Genomic DNA, 15,177 nt, shown 5'->3' with positions numbered 1-15,177 from the left:
TATGAATGCGAACAAAATTTATCCTTGGTACTTCTCATCCGGAGCGATCGTACTTTACATCCTATTCATCGTCGCTCCCGCCCTGCTGGGTATATATTATTCCTTCACCGACTGGAACAGCTATAGCTCGGAGAAGAACTTTGTTGGACTAGAGCATTTTCGCACCATCCTGGCGGGTGATCCAACCTATCTGCTTTTTATCAAAAATACAGTGTTATTTACGTTAGTTACATCGATTGCGAAAACAGTATTAGGACTATTTCTCGCCTTGCTGCTCGTTAGTGGTGTGAAGGCAGCCAATCTGCATCGGATGATTATTTTCTCACCGCAGGTGCTGTCCTTCCTCATCATTGGTTTAGTATTCAAAAGTCTGCTTGATCCAAACAATGGTTTTGTTAACGTTACGCTGCGGTCACTCGGACTCGATTTTCTCGCGCAGAACTGGCTTGGCTCACTGACGTGGGCGATGCCGTCCATTATGGCTGTGGATACATGGAAAGGCATGGGCTATATTATGGTGCTGTTCATTGCGGGATTGCTCGCCATTCCCCGTGATTATTACGAAGCGGCATCCATTGACGGCGCAGGTTTCTGGCAGAAGCTGTTCAAGATCACCCTGCCGATGCTGATGCCTACCATCACCATTGCAACGGTATTAAATATTACGTATGGCTTGCGGGTATTTGATGCTGTTTACGTACTCACCAACGGCGGCCCGGGTAATGCAACAGATGTCATTAATACAGCAGTGTATTCGTCTTTTGCCAAAGGGTATTGGGGACTCGGTAGTGCACTATCCACCATCTTGTTTGTCATTATGGCGATCATCTCCTTCTTCATTATTCGCTTGATGAACCGAAAGGTGGAATTCTAGATGCGCTTGAAGAAACGACTCGTTTCCCTATGTCTGAACGTGCTGGCATGGATCCTTAGCCTCATTGTGTTGATCCCTTTTGCCGTCATCGTCCTAAACTCGTTCAAGTCCGATGCAGAAGCTAAAGTACTGAAACTAACTCTTCCCGAGACATTTATTTTCGAAAATTATAAAATTGTATATGAGCAAGGACATCTGGGTAGCTCCTTCTTCAACAGCCTGTTACATGCGGGAGCATCCTCCCTTTTACTCGTATTTGTCGTGGCCTTCTCGGCTTTCACGCTATCTCGGAATCACTCCCGGTGGAGTAAGTTCCTATACTTCTTCCTCATTCTAGGCATTACATTGCCTCTGAACTATATTCCATTAATGGAAGTGATGAAGACGCTAGGCATGATTAATTCACATGTGGGCATGGTTCTACTCTACACAGCGATGGGCATTCCCATCTCCCTGTTCATCACGTTTGCGTTTGTATCAAATATTCCAAGAGAGTTAGACGAGGCTGCCATCATGGACGGATGCAACGGGATCAAGTTGTTCTTAAAAGTCATTGTCCCTCTGCTCACCTCCGTGCTGGTTACGGTATTTGTATTGAATTTCCTCAGTGTATGGAATGAATTTACCGCGCCGCTCTACATGCTCAATACGGTCGAGATGTGGCCTATGACGCTGGCTGTATATAATTTCTTTGGACAGTTCAGTGCACAGTGGAATCTGGTTAGTGCGGATATTGTACTTACATCGTTGCCTGTGTTAATTGTGTTCCTCATTGGGCAAAAGTATATTGTAGGCGGCCTCACTTCCGGAGCTGTCAAAGGATGAAATGACTGGAATTATGGGGATTGTGGAGATGATAGGAATAATCGAAAATGGAATGTGACCAATTGGAATCAAAAACAAGTTGTGGAGAGCAACGTAAAAATTCCAGTTGACTTCGGAACATTTTGTAACTATTATGGTTACAACGGTGGTGATTAACAATGAAACAAATCAGCAGTCGTTTCTCCATTGCAGTTCATACATTATCTCTGATTGCCGTTGTACCTACAGAGTGCACCGGAGATTTTATAGCTAGAAGTGTGAATACGAATCCCGTCATCATTCGCCGGATCATGTCCACGCTGAAGAAAGCAGGCTTGATTGATGTCAGACCTGGCGTTGGTGGTGCGTATCTGCTCAAGCCGCCTGCGGAGATCACGTTATTGGATATCTATCATGCGCTTGATGTCGTGGAGGACGGTCAGCTGTTTAACTTTCACAAACATCCGAATCCAGCCTGTTCGGTAGGCAGCATGATTGAGCATACATTGCGTGCCGAACTGGTAGAGGCTCAACTTGCCATGGAGGAACGGTTGAAGTGTGTAACGATTCAGCAGTTGATGGATCAGGTTCAACCAGATGAATAGCCCAGTAAACTATGCTTCCCTTTCGATTTTTCGATTGGTTCGGTGAAGAGAACTGGCTATTCTGGTGAAAATTAAAAAAAGCTCAAGGTTGAGCTTTTTTTATCCCTTCGTTGTAATCACACCTGTTATAACGTATATGGTTACATCAATACTTTTACATCAGGAAAGCTAAGCTATATGAACACATTTACTTAGGCATTTCCCTATGATTCTAAAACATACCCCATTGGAGGAATTAACAATGACAATTTTAGTTACTGGCGCAACAGGACATCTCGGTTCACTCGTCGTAGAAGCTTTGCTACAATCCGTTCCGGCTTCAGATCTGGCAGTAAGTGTACGTAATCCAGAAAAAGCAGAGCATCTACGCTCCCAAGGTGTGGACGTGCGTCATGGTGATTTTGATCAACCGGAAACATTGGCACAAGCCTTTGCCGGTGTAGATCGTCTGCTCTTGATCTCTGCTGATGCAGATAACGAAACGCGTATTCGTCAGCACAAGGCTGCTGTTCAGGCGGCGAAGGAAGCTGGCGTTGGTTTCATCGCTTACACTAGTGTTGTCAATGCAGGACAGAGTTCCCTTTCTCTCGCAGAAGTACACCGTGCAACAGAGAGTGCGATTCTGGAGACAGGCATCCCTTATTCCTTCCTACGCAATAACTGGTACTTGGAAAATGAAGCAGGCAGCATTCAAGCTGCGATTCAAGGCGCACCTTGGGTTCATGCTACGGATTCCAGCAAAGTAGGCTGGGCAACGCGTCGTGATTATGCACATGCTGCCGCTGCTGTACTAACAGGTGAAGGTCATGAGAACACCGTATATGAACTCTCTGGCAAACTTCTAACTCAAGCTGAACTTGCTGCCATCGCTGGTGAAGTACTCGGTAAAGACATCCCCGTTCAGAACGTAGACGGTGCTGCCTATGCTGAAATCATGAAGGGTGCAGGTCTTCCAGACTTTGTTGTAACCATGCTGGTAGATATGCAAGCAGTGATTAAAGATGGCGCTCTTGCAGTAGAGAGCAACACACTGGAGCAATTGCTCGGACGTCCAGCTCAACCACTTCGCGAGGGTATTCAAGCGATCGTGGGTCAATGAGATCCGATGAGCCGTTGAGCTGATTAGTTTCAAAGACATCACTTCTATTAAGGATATATCATGATCGTACGAGAAAGGGACACGCCAACTGATTGTTGGACGTGTCCCTTTTCTGTAATAACGATCGATTTTCATGAGCATACACCGTGAGAGCGATCCCGATCATAGATCGGTGTTGTCTCTTTTGGCAGCTCTGTTTGCATCTCTTTTTATATCTCGTTCTATCTTCTCTTCTCTCATGCACTTTCTTATGATCCACTCATGGCTGTTGAATGTATCGCGCAGGAATATGATCAGCCAGCCAAATATTTTCATTTCCATGATAGAACCGTATTCCATCTTGGGCAGCCTTAGCAGCGTCGATTGTCAAAATAATAGGTTGATCATCCCGCCTGCGTCCAACCTGAGTGGCAGTTTCCATATCTGCGGATAAATGCACGTATTGCCGTTGTCTCGGCTGCAAACCGTGCTGCATAATGGACTCTACTGCACGTAAGGGCGTACCATGATAGAGCGTCTCTGGGGGAGTTGCAGATAATTTCGCAATCTTGTGCGGAGTCGAATGACCATATAAGGCGCGGATCCGACCAGCTTGAATTTCATGTCGCTTTTTCTCCGAGACTGCGATCATCTTCTCTAGATCCGCTTCCGTCACATGCTTCCACTGCGGGCTCTCATGCAGCGCCACAAGCAATTGTGAGATCTCCACCCAGCCTTCTTCGTCTAACTCCAGCTCATACTCCCACGGAGCATGACGCAACGCATAAGAGAGTTCTTTACTCAACTTCATCAGATCCATCGCAATCAACTCCTTAGTTGGTTAATAGGTTCAACTAAAGAGATTTACACTTGTTCACTCCGATGAGAGAATAAACCTTAAAGAGGTTGTCAAAAAGTCCGCTTTTGATTACGAAGGATGCACGAGCGGCATCTCAGCGTCGAAGATGGAATTCAGCCGAAATGTCTGTTGCTCACGTAGGTTTACCTACGCTCCGCTACTCCATTTCTATCTTCATCCCATCTTCTTGGTACTGAAAACCGCCCTTTTTGAACATGCACTTAAAGGTCGCTGTGAACCTCCGTTTTTTTGCACTCCTTCTGCAAAGGGAAAAACGGGGCTGGCTTAGGCTTCCGATGTAAAACACCGTTAGGAGCGTACAGCCGTTAAAATCTCTTGTATATTCCGTGCAAGTCCCTCGTTATCCTCCTGTGTAAATTGATAGTGACCATCAATGCCTCGATGAATAATTGTATTCATGACTGGATGAGCCTCACGATCTGAAGCCACTCGAATGAGGTCATCCGCAAAATCTACTGCTTGTTGTTCACTATAAAGAAACGGCTTAATCAGCATCCGTATACTTAGAGCATGAGCCTGTGGCTCTCGAAGCTGATCCCGATGAGTGATGCCATATACAGCGCCGAATCCAAAAGCAGCAATAACTTGTCGTTCCAGTTCTGTCGTCTGCTCCAACGGCGTGCCAATCAGCTCGCAGATTCGATTCACCATCTCCTCCAGCTCGTTCGCTGCAGAAGCTAAAATTACATCATTAATATCATCAGCGTTAATAAAATCAGTCATAGGTAATTCTCCATTTCTGAACCAGTTTGGATCCATTCTATGAATCACTTGCCCCTATTGTAACGAGATAGGGCGCTCAGTTCAAATCTATGAATATGCTCGATAGATGCTATGAATTGAAATAAAAGGGCAAGAGCGAACAAGGTTCATTTCATATCGCGAGCAATAAACTATTTTTTATGAATGGTAGGGCTAGGAAGATTTTCGTAAGCATGAATGTTAATACCCGCCTGGTTCATGATCTCACGCAGCTTCGTTGCAAACTCCGAATAATAATAGTCTATGTTCAGACTTCCCGCATAATCTCGCAGATCATACTCGGATAACGCTACCCTTAGATCAACTAGATCATCCACCAATACCTTCTTGATCGCTGCATCCGTTATGGATGGATCGATATGACATTCGTTGACTAGCGTCTGTAACGTTTGTTGCAGCGTCTGCTTGTCATACGTGGGATGCGTTAACAGGAAGCTCAGATCGTATAAGTCTTTGAACCGAGGTCTAACAATCGTCTGATGCAGCTTCCACGCAACTTGAACCGATAATGGAACAGTATATGGAACGACAAAGGGCTCTCCCATAAGCGGTTGGTACGTGAGTGGGATCGCCGCAACCTCCATATCCAGATTAAATGAAATATCCAGAAATAGCTCCTCTTCATAGGTATCTTCCTGTCTAGGTTCACTCGTGAAATAATAAGCTAGATCGGTATTAATTGTTGGAAAGTCATCTGCCATTGCGTAATCAATTCTCCGCCAAAAGGCGTTCTCGCGAAAACTTCTAAACATAACACCATCGTTCAGATCAAGCTCCGTGACCTGGATCATCCAGTCGGTAAAAAGTTTCTTGGCCTGCTGATCATCCTCGACCTTACCCATGTACAAAAAGTCGATATCCTCCGCATCCCGAATATCTCTGTTGCTTAAATATTGTCTCGTTAACAAGCTGCCTTTCAATACAAATGGCATACCTACATGAGATGCTCTTCGTAGCAGTGCCTCCAACGCAATAATTAATTTTTCTCCCCAGCTAAACTGGTGTAAATGCTTCACTTCGGACATCTAAAGTTCCTTCTTCCCCTATATGTATGTGTGATTAGATCCAGCCACGATCCAGTTCTTCTCTGCTGTCATATACACATAATTCGTACTGTTCCTTAATGAGCTGGATTCCATTGTGTTGCAGGATATGGTGTATCTGCTTCACTGTGTTGTAGAACTGTTCAGAACTGTTATATTCTCGGACTGTTACAAATCGTATTTTGCCATTTGCATTAAGCGAGTTTCTTGAAATATGTCCACCGTTACTTTCGCATAGTTCTTTTAAATGATTCACATCATCTACGTTCACTTTACCGTGCCATTCGAAATAGGGGGTGGAGTTAGGTACCATTCGCTGATGAAAGTACGTTTCTTCCTTCGCTGGAACCTCTACCTTGATCCGCACAACCGTAAACCCGCTATGTTGGAACCGTGCTGCCATCTGTTTAATCGTACTGTGTACTTCATCAAAATTCGTACTATGTATTACGCCTGTAATCATCGGTTGATGAATATAATCGCCATGATCTAACACAATCATCACGGGTTTAACCTGCTCTATCTGGCAACGTTCAATAAAGCTTGCCTTCTCTTCAAGACTTAGATCATTCACTGTAATATGAAACTCAAATTCCATGTGCTCACTCCCTGTCGTTTCTTATGATGTTAGGATCGCTGCGAAGATGTTAGATGTACTACTATAATCGCAATTCTCTGGAAAACTTCCTAAATTATACATCGGTACTTTGCTAGATTTGTTCCAGTTTTTTCATTTACTGACTAAACAGATTGAAGTCTCTTCAGAAGTAGCCACCAATCATCCACACCCGCAGCAATACTATAGTACTTTTCTCCAAACACATAGTTGAATAGGAAGTCATTACATTCCCCTATGTTTTCTTCTTCTTTTATGTGTTCTTCTTCTTTCAGAACGTATAGCAAACCCGATTTTCGGTTGATCACTAACGGCTCATACAATATTTGCCCAATCTCAAGCCACTCACCCACATCATTCATCCAATTGTTCAGACGATATTGTTTCTTGTCCAGTTCTTCATATGACCATAGATCAATCACCCCACAGCGCACCATTACTCATTCCAAGAAAATCATAATATGGTCTCATGTGAGGACAATCTGAAGGTAGGGTGTATCCTAGACCTGAATGTAGTTGACCATAAATTATACTATCATGATCCTGCATCAACAATTCTTTAACTTGATCTATAGTCCTTTTGAGTTGCGAATTCATACCCAATCTCCTAATCTAAGTTAGTACTTATCTAAGATATGACATTTGAATATCCACAAGATTATGCAAACTAATTTCAATTCTCATATCTTCGTGTTCGTTAATGGCTGTTAATGTTGTATCTTGAATACTTAACTGTTTAATAGGATTGGTTGCATCAAGAAAAATTCCCCACACCATATTGTGGTCTGCATCTGTGCAAGCAATGAAGCCTTCATTTCCCATCTGCCCATCCCCGCCATAGATCTTCCCACCTTGATAAACAATACTCGTCCACGGATCAACCATAGTCCAGCAGTCAGCGTTATATTTCTCCACACTCTCAATCGTGGTATCACAGAGGGGAGAGCAGTATATTCTGCACTCATTGTTGTTCGGATCGTAATAGGTCTCAACATTTAACATGATGATGTTCCCATTGGAGAAAGCAATACAATTCAGCCCCGGCAACTCGCGTTGTTCGGCAGACCAATGTTTCATAATAAGGTTGTTCATAGCGTTATCCTCCTTATCCATTCAATTTTTATCAATGTGACAAAACATTCCCCTGATGCAATTCGAATCTACATGCAAGATGGAGTCCAGTCTTTTTCACTCTCTTTAATATATGTAACATACCCATTTGCCGAAAACTGTGCATCAAGCACCCTGGTTGCGTAAACTTTACTACATCCCTGTTCTACAAGGATCTCATCCTGCAAAAATAACATAAATATGGATTCAGACGCTTCATCATTCGATAAATATTTCCCAGTAATTCGTTGTATTGAGAACCGAAAACCAAACCTATGTATTCGATTTTGAAGGTCAGCTTTTCTTTGTATTCCAGTAGTCCTTCGTATGTAGCGTACAAATTAAAATCATCCACATCATTTATTCGCTTCGCCGAAATTAACGGATTCATTCCCCTGATGTATATACCTATGACATCGCCATCACTTTTTTCAAAGAAAACAACCTGGTCTAATCGTTCATGATCCTCTTCATCCTGTAGATAAATGATATTTGCAATTTCATGTTGGCTAAAGTAGTAGTCTACCTTTTTGGTAACAGATAACATATATTTGTTCATGCAGAACCTCACGATCTATTGGGATAATCATCATGTATTATAATTATTAAACCGAAATAAGTTTTTATGATTGAAATAGTTAGTAAATGTACAACGTACCTTGTGGCCATCTTCCGTTCCATCCGCATGGACAGTGCCCTGATCTAAGAACCAATAACATTTGCCCAAAGAAACTTGGACACCCTTTAAACTCGCCAAACGCACGCTCAACACCAGCATTAAGCAATAACCAGGCTATTGTTCCTGCAAATTCATCTTTTATATTCTTCTCTTCAATAACATTGTTAAGTGTAGCAATAGCCGTTTTATACTGCTGTGACTCTCTTACCGCAACAACAACTGCATTAAAATCTCTAACACTATATCCTAATTTCCTCAGAATAAATTCCGCAAGACGATCTCTACTATTGGAGATTATCGCCTCCCATTCTTCCTTATCATCCAATTCTTCTGCTGTCTCCCAACCCTCTACTTGTTGTATTGAACAAAGTAACTCCATGGCTTCGATTTTTCCGCAATTTTCAAACCAATGGATATCCTCAAATTCATTCAACAACTCTTGACTAACAATAATCTCTTTCATTAAATAAAACCCACCTTTGCAAATCATTAAATATAAGCACTGTAAAAATCAAGTATTATCTAGATGTATTCTGTACTTTCCTTTTTTTGATAAAGATTCAAACAAATACAACCCTACATCATAAGAGATTGAATCTTTATTAGAACCATAATTTTCATATAGTATCAGTCATACATTGAAATTAAAAATTTCGAGAACTTATCATTCACTTTCTTGAATTCACTTAGATCTAGACTTTCATCATATAGAAACACTGGCGGATCATCACCCTCGTCCAAATTAAAGTACCAGAACATATATCCCTGATGCATCATAAATACAAACTGATTATCTGTTAGTTTCTCAGAATAATTATTTTCTCCCAAAAGTTCAACTGCCCATTCCTTAAGCTCTAATATATATTTCATAGAATAATCTGTTCCTGCCAGAAATTCGGCTCCATTACCCGCTTTGTACATAAATTCCAAATAAGTTAAGGGAAGTTCTTTGGTTGGACTTAGATTCTTCAATATTGAGATTTCATCTTCAATGCAAGGTTTTATTGGAACCGATTGCGCTTCTAAGTTTGACAAGAAAATTCTGATATCATTACCTTCTAAAGAACTCATTCTAGATTCCTCCACATTTTAATAATCTATGATTTAAACTCTAGTAACTTTAATATTCGGAAATTCACCTAAAATTGTTAACAAATCCTTGCAACTTTGATAACACTTCAAAGGATTAGCTACCATTTTCAATTCATAGTTAACTAGAAAAAAGCCCTCATTGGAACATACCAATCAGAGCAAATATTCTTGGAAGTAATCTAATTTTGATGTTGTTAGAAGTCATAAATTTCTCTTAACATTATTACTTCATATAATTTTCTAGCGCCTTCGAATCCCACCATTTAACCATGGGGTTAATTCTATGTCTTAAAAGGTATTCCCTTCCCTTTGCAGAATTTATTCTTGACAATGCTATGATTGCGAAACCCGAAATGGAATCAAGCTTATATTTCTGAAGAATTAGCAACTTCCCTTCTACTTCCTTAAGAAGTCCCTCTTCGAAATGTGATATCCAATAGGATGCTGCGGCAGAAGCATCTGTAGAATAATCATCCTTTGCAATTTTAATTAATAATTTAAGTAGTTCAAGATCATTAAGTTTATTCTCGAAATACTTTGTCGCTTCTTCTAAACCGTGCATTGCATCAATTAATTGTTCTCTGATAAACTTTCTTGAATACATTTGTCATCATCACCTTTGTTCAATCCAAACTTCTTAGCTATTGTTTCATTAGTCTTTTAGAGTTGCCTTGCCCATTCTTTTTTTACAAAAAAGCAAGAGCTTATGGGTTATTAAACCAACTACCTAAGCTCTCTTACTTTTTTATTTAGTTATTTGAAGACTATCAAATAACCCTGAGAAAGATGAGGAAACCAGCAGCAATCGGTTATCTCATAAACTTCAAAAAGCTCAATTTCAACTAATTAATTCTAAATAAAATGGTGACTAATGCTTTTATTCTTTACTATAGTGATCTGAAGATGGCACATATACAATAAACTTACCATTGGGATAGATACCCTCCCAGCCACAAGGCCACCCTCCAGATTGATAACATTCAAACATTTCCTCATAAAAATTCGTCTTATTACCATTTATAAAACGATTAAGTGCAATTTTATATAGATCAGATTCTATTTCCTCTGAAATATCCCAATAATCGAATGGAATAAAATCTTCATTATAATTATCACTGGATTCGAAAATTTCAGAAAGTTCGTTATCCGTCTCTTTTAAGTTTTCTTCTTTATAAATAGAGCTAAATAGAGCAGCGCTCTCATTAGACTTCACATCCTGCCATGTTACATCAACAAGTTTTAAATCTTGAGAAAAGGCTAGTTGTTTTGCCCTCTCATAGTCATCAACAATCGTGACGTCTTTAGGAAAATGGCTATTCGATTCGAAAAGTTTATTATTTGAAATAAACTTTATAACTTCTAGTACCAAACTAGTATTTTGTCCGTACTTCATTTGTTTATCCACCTTTCCCATAAGTCTTCCGTTGCTCCTCCACCTCTAAGCCAAACAGGAAGATCTTTATCTTTACCTTATAGATAAAATTTCTTTAATGCTCTCTGTGTCTGTATTTTAGATTTATACAAAGGTATTCCTTTCTCAACACCCGTTTGCAGTGTTTTTTTGTAAATCATATATTTGCCTCTCTAGCACTTCTATACTTTCTTTAATATCCATTTTATTTAATTCTTTTTTTACAGCTCTATTATATACACTGTGATATCCTTGATGTCTAGACAATGTGCTTGGGGACTTACCTGGAGTAGGAAGAAAAATTCCGTTATTGGCATGATTTATATCCATCCCAATCTTTATAATTACAGGGTGGTTATACATTTCTCCAGGAATTATATGTTGCGCTTGATATCCGGTCCATTGCAAAGATCTAGGTAACCCCATAGATTCCAAAAGATTTTTTCCAAGAGCCGAAGAATCGCTTTTCGTTATTTGACCAGGGGTTCCTGGAATTAAACGTTTGTTGGGATCGTAAACATCACCCTTAACCTCACACATATACCCACTCGGGTCTACATATCGGATCGGGTTGTTGGCAACATACGCATACAGGTTCAGACCGTCTCCACGGTACGTGTCTTCCTGTGTGAATCTAGCAATCTGCGGATTATAGAACCTCGCACGCAGATAGTAATGTCCTGTCAAGCATCTTGCATTTCTCCCGCATAACGGCACTTGTTGACACGCTATTCTCGTGTGCAGACAGCATATTCCCGAGATATCGTATGTTTATGTATTCGAGTTCTATCTTTTTTGTCCTGTTCGTAGCGTTGAATCTACTTTCCTATTCATTTTAAAGCAATAATGAGAGCTTAGGATGTAGGTGTAATTCAATTCCCTAAGCTCTCATTATTATTTTTATTTGGTTATTCTAAGACTATCAATTAATTCTGATAAAGAAGAAGCAACTCGTAAAAGCTCATTAGTCTCGTAATCTTCTCTAACTATTTCTCCAGTTCTATTATCCAGTAGCAAGCCTTGATCATCTGGAGAGATGTACCCTATAAGGGTATAATCGAACTTTCTCTCTGCACTTACTTCAAAATTCATCTGATTGGTGAAAAAAGCAAGGATATCCTTGTTTGGAATCACTTCTTCTAATGTGATTCGATTAGATCCGTAAAATCCTTGTAGGTTTAGAAACCAAAATGAGTTAAAATATTCTTTAATTGAAGAGTGCAACTTCATTCCTAATTCTCTTTCTATTAAAGTAAAATCCTCTTTAGTTGTTTTAAGTCTTGGCCTCCATTGGACACTTTCTTCTTCGTCAGGTACTCCAACATACATCCAACTTTCAATATCTTCTTCAAAAGATATCTTAGGAAGACTTGAGAACTGATCCTCCCAAAAAGACAATAACTTATCAAAATAGTTTTCCATTGCTTGAGTAACTTCCATTTTTTTACCTACCTCTAAATTTTTTCAAGAAAATCCGTCTACATTTTTTCAATTAATTTTACCAAGTTTTCAGCTATTTTTTCGTATGTCTCACTTTCATGATCCTCAATGAATACTTTGCCTGTTTCGTTATCAACTAAAATAATTAGCCCATCCGCTTCAAACCCGATAGGAATATGTTTCAATTGATTTCCATGACTGTGATGATACTCTTTTAAATTACGATAAAAATCTCTTAAACCTATTCCTGGTACAACGGGTTCCAATATGACACTGTAATCTTCATATCTTCCTGTTAATTCAAGAAACCAATATGAATTAAAATACTCTTTGATATCGGGATGCAGCTCGATATTATACTCATTCTTAACTTCACTAAACTCGTATATCTCATCTTTTGGAATCGCCTTCCATTGAACATAATTTTCATTGTTAATTTCTCCTACATACATAAACGAAGGCACATCCTCATCCCAACTAATCATAGGAAAAGAATTTTTATACTCTCGCCACCTAGCATATTTTCTTTTGAAATAGTCCTCCAATTTTTGTTTCATATCAAATTATCTCCTTTTTTAATCGTTGTCCTTTTTCACCTATCCAAGAGGTTCGAGGTAAAGTTCCATTAAATTCCTTCCATGTAGTTACATACCTTTCAAAGTAGTTTTCCATTGATTTGATAATCATCTTTTTCAGCCCCTATTTATTAAAATTTTGCAGTAGTTCAGCATATATAGAATTCCCTAAATACCCAATTTCTTCTCAATTATGTTCTTTATAAAATGAATCTTTTTACCAAGACTATAAAAAAACAGGTCTATCCTAGTAGGAATAGACCGTAGACATAAAAATATGTTTGTTCTGTATTTTATAATAAATGCAGAACAATTTATTACAATAAAAAGTGCTTTGATTCTACTTTTACGTTTGAAGGATTTCTTAATCTTGTTCACTACTCTAACGTAGGCACTCCAGAATACGATATTCTGGGCATTTCAGTTAATCGATTAAAGTAAAGATAAATTCCCTGCTGATCTCCTCGTATATTTGAAAGCGGCAAATTACTGAAAACAGTGATATTGTAGCAACCATTATCGAGGTCGATCACTTGCTCACCTGGTAATTCGGTAGTCCACTCCATTAAATCATACAAGTCTCTAATACATAGTTTATGATCTCGTATTTCTATGGCTAATCTTAGAACGTAGTCAGACTCATCTAGAGTTTTTTCATCGGGATAACCGTCTCTAAGTCTTAACATATAATTACCTGGTGACCCTGTCGAAAATCCTACAATTGTTCCTCGATTGACATGATCTGCAACTTGTTCAGCTGACATATAGTTTTTTGTTAAGTAGTCCTCTTCTTCTTTAATATGTGCTACTGAAAAGGGGGAATATAGAATAATGCCAAGCCCATCAATTTCGAGATTTATATCTTTATTCATTTGATTGTTCCCTCATTTTAACAACGCAATATCATTTAATAGTTTTAAGCGAACTCTTCAAACTCATTACACCAAAATGTTGCACCTTCCATTGCGGCCTCATCTATAGTCTTCAAATTTTTAATAGTATCCATCAGCAATTCTTCAGGAATATTGTTATCAATAAAAGCATCATCTCCATTAATTTCAATTGCTTTGAGAATCATCTCCGAAAATTCATATAAAAATTCTGCAAAATGTATTATTGAAGAGTTGATGTACGTTTCTTTATTATTATTCTGAACATCAATTGCTACGATATGTCCTGTTCTTTCTTTCAAGGTTACTATTTCACCTGCAGCCGTTGTACCTAAATACCAGTAATCTTTATACTGTTCAGAAAGACTAAATTTTTTCGACAAATTAAGTAATAGTCCTTCAGAGGAAATAAACTCCAGATAAGGCGCTGGAGTCTCTGGCAGACCTGCAATTCTGAAAAATTCCTTGTTATGCTCATCAATTTTCAAAATATTTATTACCTGTTGATCAAAATTAATTAATGATCCATTTTCTTCAGCATTCCAAAGACTCCTGAACAAATTAGGGTTCATGTATTTCCCTCCATTTATTAAAATTTACTTAATCTATCAGCAATATTATCGTCAACTCCTGTAATCCCCCACTCTTTTTCAATATTATGAATCCCACCATAGCCAGGATGTAACGTGAGAGGTACCGCAACTGCCTGCCCACCTTCACCAATATGATGATGCCTCATTGGATCATTTAAATATTTTTCATATTGAGGGAAGTATTGCAGAAAATGTTCATCTACAGTCGGCACCCTTCCTTTTTTTATGGTTCGAGTATTGCTCTCACTCCAGTATTCGGGGTTATTCTTTAATAATTGATTAAAGAATTTTTTTGAACTGCGCTCCCATCCTGCAGCGTTAGTGCCTGATGAACTTTTCCCTTTGAAGTCCATTTCTAGCATTAGTCTAGGATCAACAATATACTCTGAAGGATATTTACTCAAATCTCTTTGCCTGTAGCCTCTAATTTCATAATCACTATCGAAAACAAGTCCCTTATTCACACAAGAAGCTGGGGTTCCACCGCTTCCCGATTTTGCATACCCACTCGGGTCTACATATCGGATCGGGTTGTTGGCAACATACGCATACAGGTTTAGACCGTCTCCACGGTACGTGTCTTCCTGTGTGAATCTAGCAATCTGCGGATTATAGAATCTCGCACGCAGGTAGTAATGTCCTGTCAGCGCGTCCTGCATTTCTCCCGCATATCGGAACGGATTTCCCCGTTGCTCTCTTGCAGACAACATATTCCCGAAGGCATC

The 15,177-nt window shown here is 39.4% G+C and carries 21 protein-coding genes; 4 read left to right on the top strand and 17 right to left on the bottom strand.

The genetic code is table 11. From position 1 onward, the window contains the following. Position 1 precedes the first annotated feature (1 nt). The 4 genes from J2T19_RS23950 to J2T19_RS23935 all read left to right on the top strand — a co-directional run bounded on the left by J2T19_RS23950 (position 2) and on the right by J2T19_RS23935 (position 3,382). Entirely contained in the window at positions 2 to 874 is an 873-nt protein-coding gene (locus J2T19_RS23950) for a carbohydrate ABC transporter permease (protein ID WP_128102955.1), read from the top strand. Continuing rightward, entirely contained in the window at positions 875 to 1,699 is an 825-nt protein-coding gene (locus J2T19_RS23945; RefSeq protein WP_307220319.1) for a carbohydrate ABC transporter permease, read from the top strand. It abuts the gene before it with no gap. Between the two features lie 158 nt (positions 1,700 to 1,857). Next, positions 1,858 to 2,283, top strand: a complete 426-nt coding sequence (locus tag J2T19_RS23940) for an Rrf2 family transcriptional regulator (protein ID WP_307220317.1) — start codon at positions 1,858 to 1,860, stop codon at positions 2,281 to 2,283. 241 nt (positions 2,284 to 2,524) lie between these two features. Further along, positions 2,525 to 3,382, top strand: a complete 858-nt coding sequence (locus J2T19_RS23935) for an SDR family oxidoreductase (RefSeq protein ID WP_307220313.1) — start codon at positions 2,525 to 2,527, stop codon at positions 3,380 to 3,382. A 259-nt stretch (positions 3,383 to 3,641) separates the two neighbouring features. Here the strand turns inward: J2T19_RS23935 and J2T19_RS23930 are convergent, their stop codons facing one another. The 17 genes from J2T19_RS23930 to J2T19_RS23850 all read right to left on the bottom strand — a co-directional run. Further along, a complete protein-coding gene (locus J2T19_RS23930; protein ID WP_307220310.1) occupies positions 3,642 to 4,181 on the bottom strand; it encodes an RNA 2'-phosphotransferase in 540 nt (179 codons plus the stop codon). 348 nt (positions 4,182 to 4,529) lie between these two features. Further along, complete coding sequence (gene imm48, locus J2T19_RS23925; protein WP_307220308.1) at positions 4,530 to 4,964, bottom strand: Imm48 family immunity protein; 435 nt, start codon at positions 4,962 to 4,964, stop codon at positions 4,530 to 4,532. A 170-nt stretch (positions 4,965 to 5,134) separates the two neighbouring features. Beyond that, entirely contained in the window at positions 5,135 to 6,028 is an 894-nt protein-coding gene (locus J2T19_RS23920) for a nucleotidyl transferase AbiEii/AbiGii toxin family protein (RefSeq protein WP_307220306.1), read from the bottom strand. A 34-nt stretch (positions 6,029 to 6,062) separates the two neighbouring features. Then, entirely contained in the window at positions 6,063 to 6,644 is a 582-nt protein-coding gene (locus J2T19_RS23915) for a hypothetical protein (protein WP_307220304.1), read from the bottom strand. A gap of 143 nt (positions 6,645 to 6,787) precedes the next feature. Further along, positions 6,788 to 7,084 carry a hypothetical protein gene (locus tag J2T19_RS23910; protein WP_307220301.1) on the bottom strand — a complete coding sequence of 99 codons (297 nt, stop codon included), beginning with the start codon at positions 7,082 to 7,084 and terminating at the stop codon, positions 6,788 to 6,790. Positions 7,085 to 7,286: 202 nt separating this feature from the next. Next, positions 7,287 to 7,754 (bottom strand): hypothetical protein, encoded by a 468-nt coding sequence (locus J2T19_RS23905; RefSeq protein ID WP_307220299.1) that lies wholly within the window; start codon positions 7,752 to 7,754, stop codon positions 7,287 to 7,289. A gap of 184 nt (positions 7,755 to 7,938) precedes the next feature. Beyond that, a complete protein-coding gene (locus J2T19_RS23900) occupies positions 7,939 to 8,331 on the bottom strand; it encodes a hypothetical protein (protein WP_307220297.1) in 393 nt (130 codons plus the stop codon). Between the two features lie 79 nt (positions 8,332 to 8,410). Further along, positions 8,411 to 8,914 carry a hypothetical protein gene (locus tag J2T19_RS23895; RefSeq protein ID WP_307220295.1) on the bottom strand — a complete coding sequence of 168 codons (504 nt, stop codon included), beginning with the start codon at positions 8,912 to 8,914 and terminating at the stop codon, positions 8,411 to 8,413. A 164-nt stretch (positions 8,915 to 9,078) separates the two neighbouring features. Next, a complete protein-coding gene (locus J2T19_RS23890) occupies positions 9,079 to 9,522 on the bottom strand; it encodes an SMI1/KNR4 family protein (RefSeq protein ID WP_307220293.1) in 444 nt (147 codons plus the stop codon). A 244-nt stretch (positions 9,523 to 9,766) separates the two neighbouring features. Then, on the bottom strand, positions 9,767 to 10,147 hold the full coding sequence (locus J2T19_RS23885) for a hypothetical protein (RefSeq protein ID WP_307220291.1): 381 nt from the start codon (positions 10,145 to 10,147) through the stop codon (positions 9,767 to 9,769). A gap of 273 nt (positions 10,148 to 10,420) precedes the next feature. Continuing rightward, complete coding sequence (locus J2T19_RS23880; protein WP_307220285.1) at positions 10,421 to 10,957, bottom strand: cytoplasmic protein; 537 nt, start codon at positions 10,955 to 10,957, stop codon at positions 10,421 to 10,423. A gap of 123 nt (positions 10,958 to 11,080) precedes the next feature. Beyond that, positions 11,081 to 11,641: an AHH domain-containing protein gene (locus tag J2T19_RS23875; protein ID WP_370874941.1), complete on the bottom strand. Its 561-nt coding sequence runs from the start codon at positions 11,639 to 11,641 to the stop codon at positions 11,081 to 11,083. A 213-nt stretch (positions 11,642 to 11,854) separates the two neighbouring features. Further along, positions 11,855 to 12,394, bottom strand: coding sequence for a SecY-interacting protein Syd (locus J2T19_RS23870; RefSeq protein WP_307220281.1), 540 nt, complete (start codon positions 12,392 to 12,394; stop codon positions 11,855 to 11,857). A 38-nt stretch (positions 12,395 to 12,432) separates the two neighbouring features. After that, positions 12,433 to 12,951: a SecY-interacting protein Syd gene (locus J2T19_RS23865; RefSeq protein ID WP_307220279.1), complete on the bottom strand. Its 519-nt coding sequence runs from the start codon at positions 12,949 to 12,951 to the stop codon at positions 12,433 to 12,435. A gap of 395 nt (positions 12,952 to 13,346) precedes the next feature. Next, positions 13,347 to 13,841 carry a hypothetical protein gene (locus J2T19_RS23860; RefSeq protein WP_307220277.1) on the bottom strand — a complete coding sequence of 165 codons (495 nt, stop codon included), beginning with the start codon at positions 13,839 to 13,841 and terminating at the stop codon, positions 13,347 to 13,349. Between the two features lie 44 nt (positions 13,842 to 13,885). Then, on the bottom strand, positions 13,886 to 14,431 hold the full coding sequence (locus J2T19_RS23855; protein ID WP_307220275.1) for an SUKH-4 family immunity protein: 546 nt from the start codon (positions 14,429 to 14,431) through the stop codon (positions 13,886 to 13,888). A 17-nt stretch (positions 14,432 to 14,448) separates the two neighbouring features. Continuing rightward, a partial coding sequence (locus J2T19_RS23850; RefSeq protein WP_307220273.1) for an RHS repeat-associated core domain-containing protein occupies positions 14,449 to 15,177 on the bottom strand: 729 nt, incomplete at its 5' end.

It is taken from the genome of Paenibacillus tundrae, from assembly GCF_030812775.1.
Classification (GTDB): domain Bacteria; phylum Bacillota; class Bacilli; order Paenibacillales; family Paenibacillaceae; genus Paenibacillus; species Paenibacillus tundrae_A.
Note: the sequence above shows the minus strand (reverse complement) of the source record. Positions and strands in the feature narration are given on the sequence as shown.

What these genes read in the sequence shown, in the direction of transcription:
- J2T19_RS23880 (WP_307220285.1), bottom strand. Translation starts at nt 10,957, where the DNA reads ATGGGAAAGGTGGATAAACAAATGAAGTACGGACAAAATACTAGTTTG.
- J2T19_RS23905 (WP_307220299.1), bottom strand. Translation starts at nt 7,754, where the DNA reads ATGAACAACCTTATTATGAAACATTGGTCTGCCGAACAACGCGAGTTG.
- J2T19_RS23920 (WP_307220306.1), bottom strand. Translation starts at nt 6,028, where the DNA reads ATGTCCGAAGTGAAGCATTTACACCAGTTTAGCTGGGGAGAAAAATTA.
- J2T19_RS23865 (WP_307220279.1), bottom strand. Translation starts at nt 12,951, where the DNA reads ATGAAACAAAAATTGGAGGACTATTTCAAAAGAAAATATGCTAGGTGG.
- J2T19_RS23890 (WP_307220293.1), bottom strand. Translation starts at nt 9,522, where the DNA reads ATGAGTTCTTTAGAAGGTAATGATATCAGAATTTTCTTGTCAAACTTA.
- J2T19_RS23930 (WP_307220310.1), bottom strand. Translation starts at nt 4,181, where the DNA reads ATGGATCTGATGAAGTTGAGTAAAGAACTCTCTTATGCGTTGCGTCAT.
- J2T19_RS23935 (WP_307220313.1), top strand. Translation starts at nt 2,525, where the DNA reads ATGACAATTTTAGTTACTGGCGCAACAGGACATCTCGGTTCACTCGTC.
- J2T19_RS23940 (WP_307220317.1), top strand. Translation starts at nt 1,858, where the DNA reads ATGAAACAAATCAGCAGTCGTTTCTCCATTGCAGTTCATACATTATCT.
- J2T19_RS23945 (WP_307220319.1), top strand. Translation starts at nt 875, where the DNA reads ATGCGCTTGAAGAAACGACTCGTTTCCCTATGTCTGAACGTGCTGGCA.
- J2T19_RS23870 (WP_307220281.1), bottom strand. Translation starts at nt 12,394, where the DNA reads ATGGAAGTTACTCAAGCAATGGAAAACTATTTTGATAAGTTATTGTCT.
- J2T19_RS23885 (WP_307220291.1), bottom strand. Translation starts at nt 10,147, where the DNA reads ATGTATTCAAGAAAGTTTATCAGAGAACAATTAATTGATGCAATGCAC.
- J2T19_RS23855 (WP_307220275.1), bottom strand. Translation starts at nt 14,431, where the DNA reads ATGAACCCTAATTTGTTCAGGAGTCTTTGGAATGCTGAAGAAAATGGA.
- J2T19_RS23895 (WP_307220295.1), bottom strand. Translation starts at nt 8,914, where the DNA reads ATGAAAGAGATTATTGTTAGTCAAGAGTTGTTGAATGAATTTGAGGAT.
- J2T19_RS23915 (WP_307220304.1), bottom strand. Translation starts at nt 6,644, where the DNA reads ATGGAATTTGAGTTTCATATTACAGTGAATGATCTAAGTCTTGAAGAG.
- J2T19_RS23860 (WP_307220277.1), bottom strand. Translation starts at nt 13,841, where the DNA reads ATGAATAAAGATATAAATCTCGAAATTGATGGGCTTGGCATTATTCTA.
- J2T19_RS23900 (WP_307220297.1), bottom strand. Translation starts at nt 8,331, where the DNA reads ATGAACAAATATATGTTATCTGTTACCAAAAAGGTAGACTACTACTTT.
- imm48 (WP_307220308.1), bottom strand. Translation starts at nt 4,964, where the DNA reads ATGACTGATTTTATTAACGCTGATGATATTAATGATGTAATTTTAGCT.
- J2T19_RS23950 (WP_128102955.1), top strand. Translation starts at nt 2, where the DNA reads ATGAATGCGAACAAAATTTATCCTTGGTACTTCTCATCCGGAGCGATC.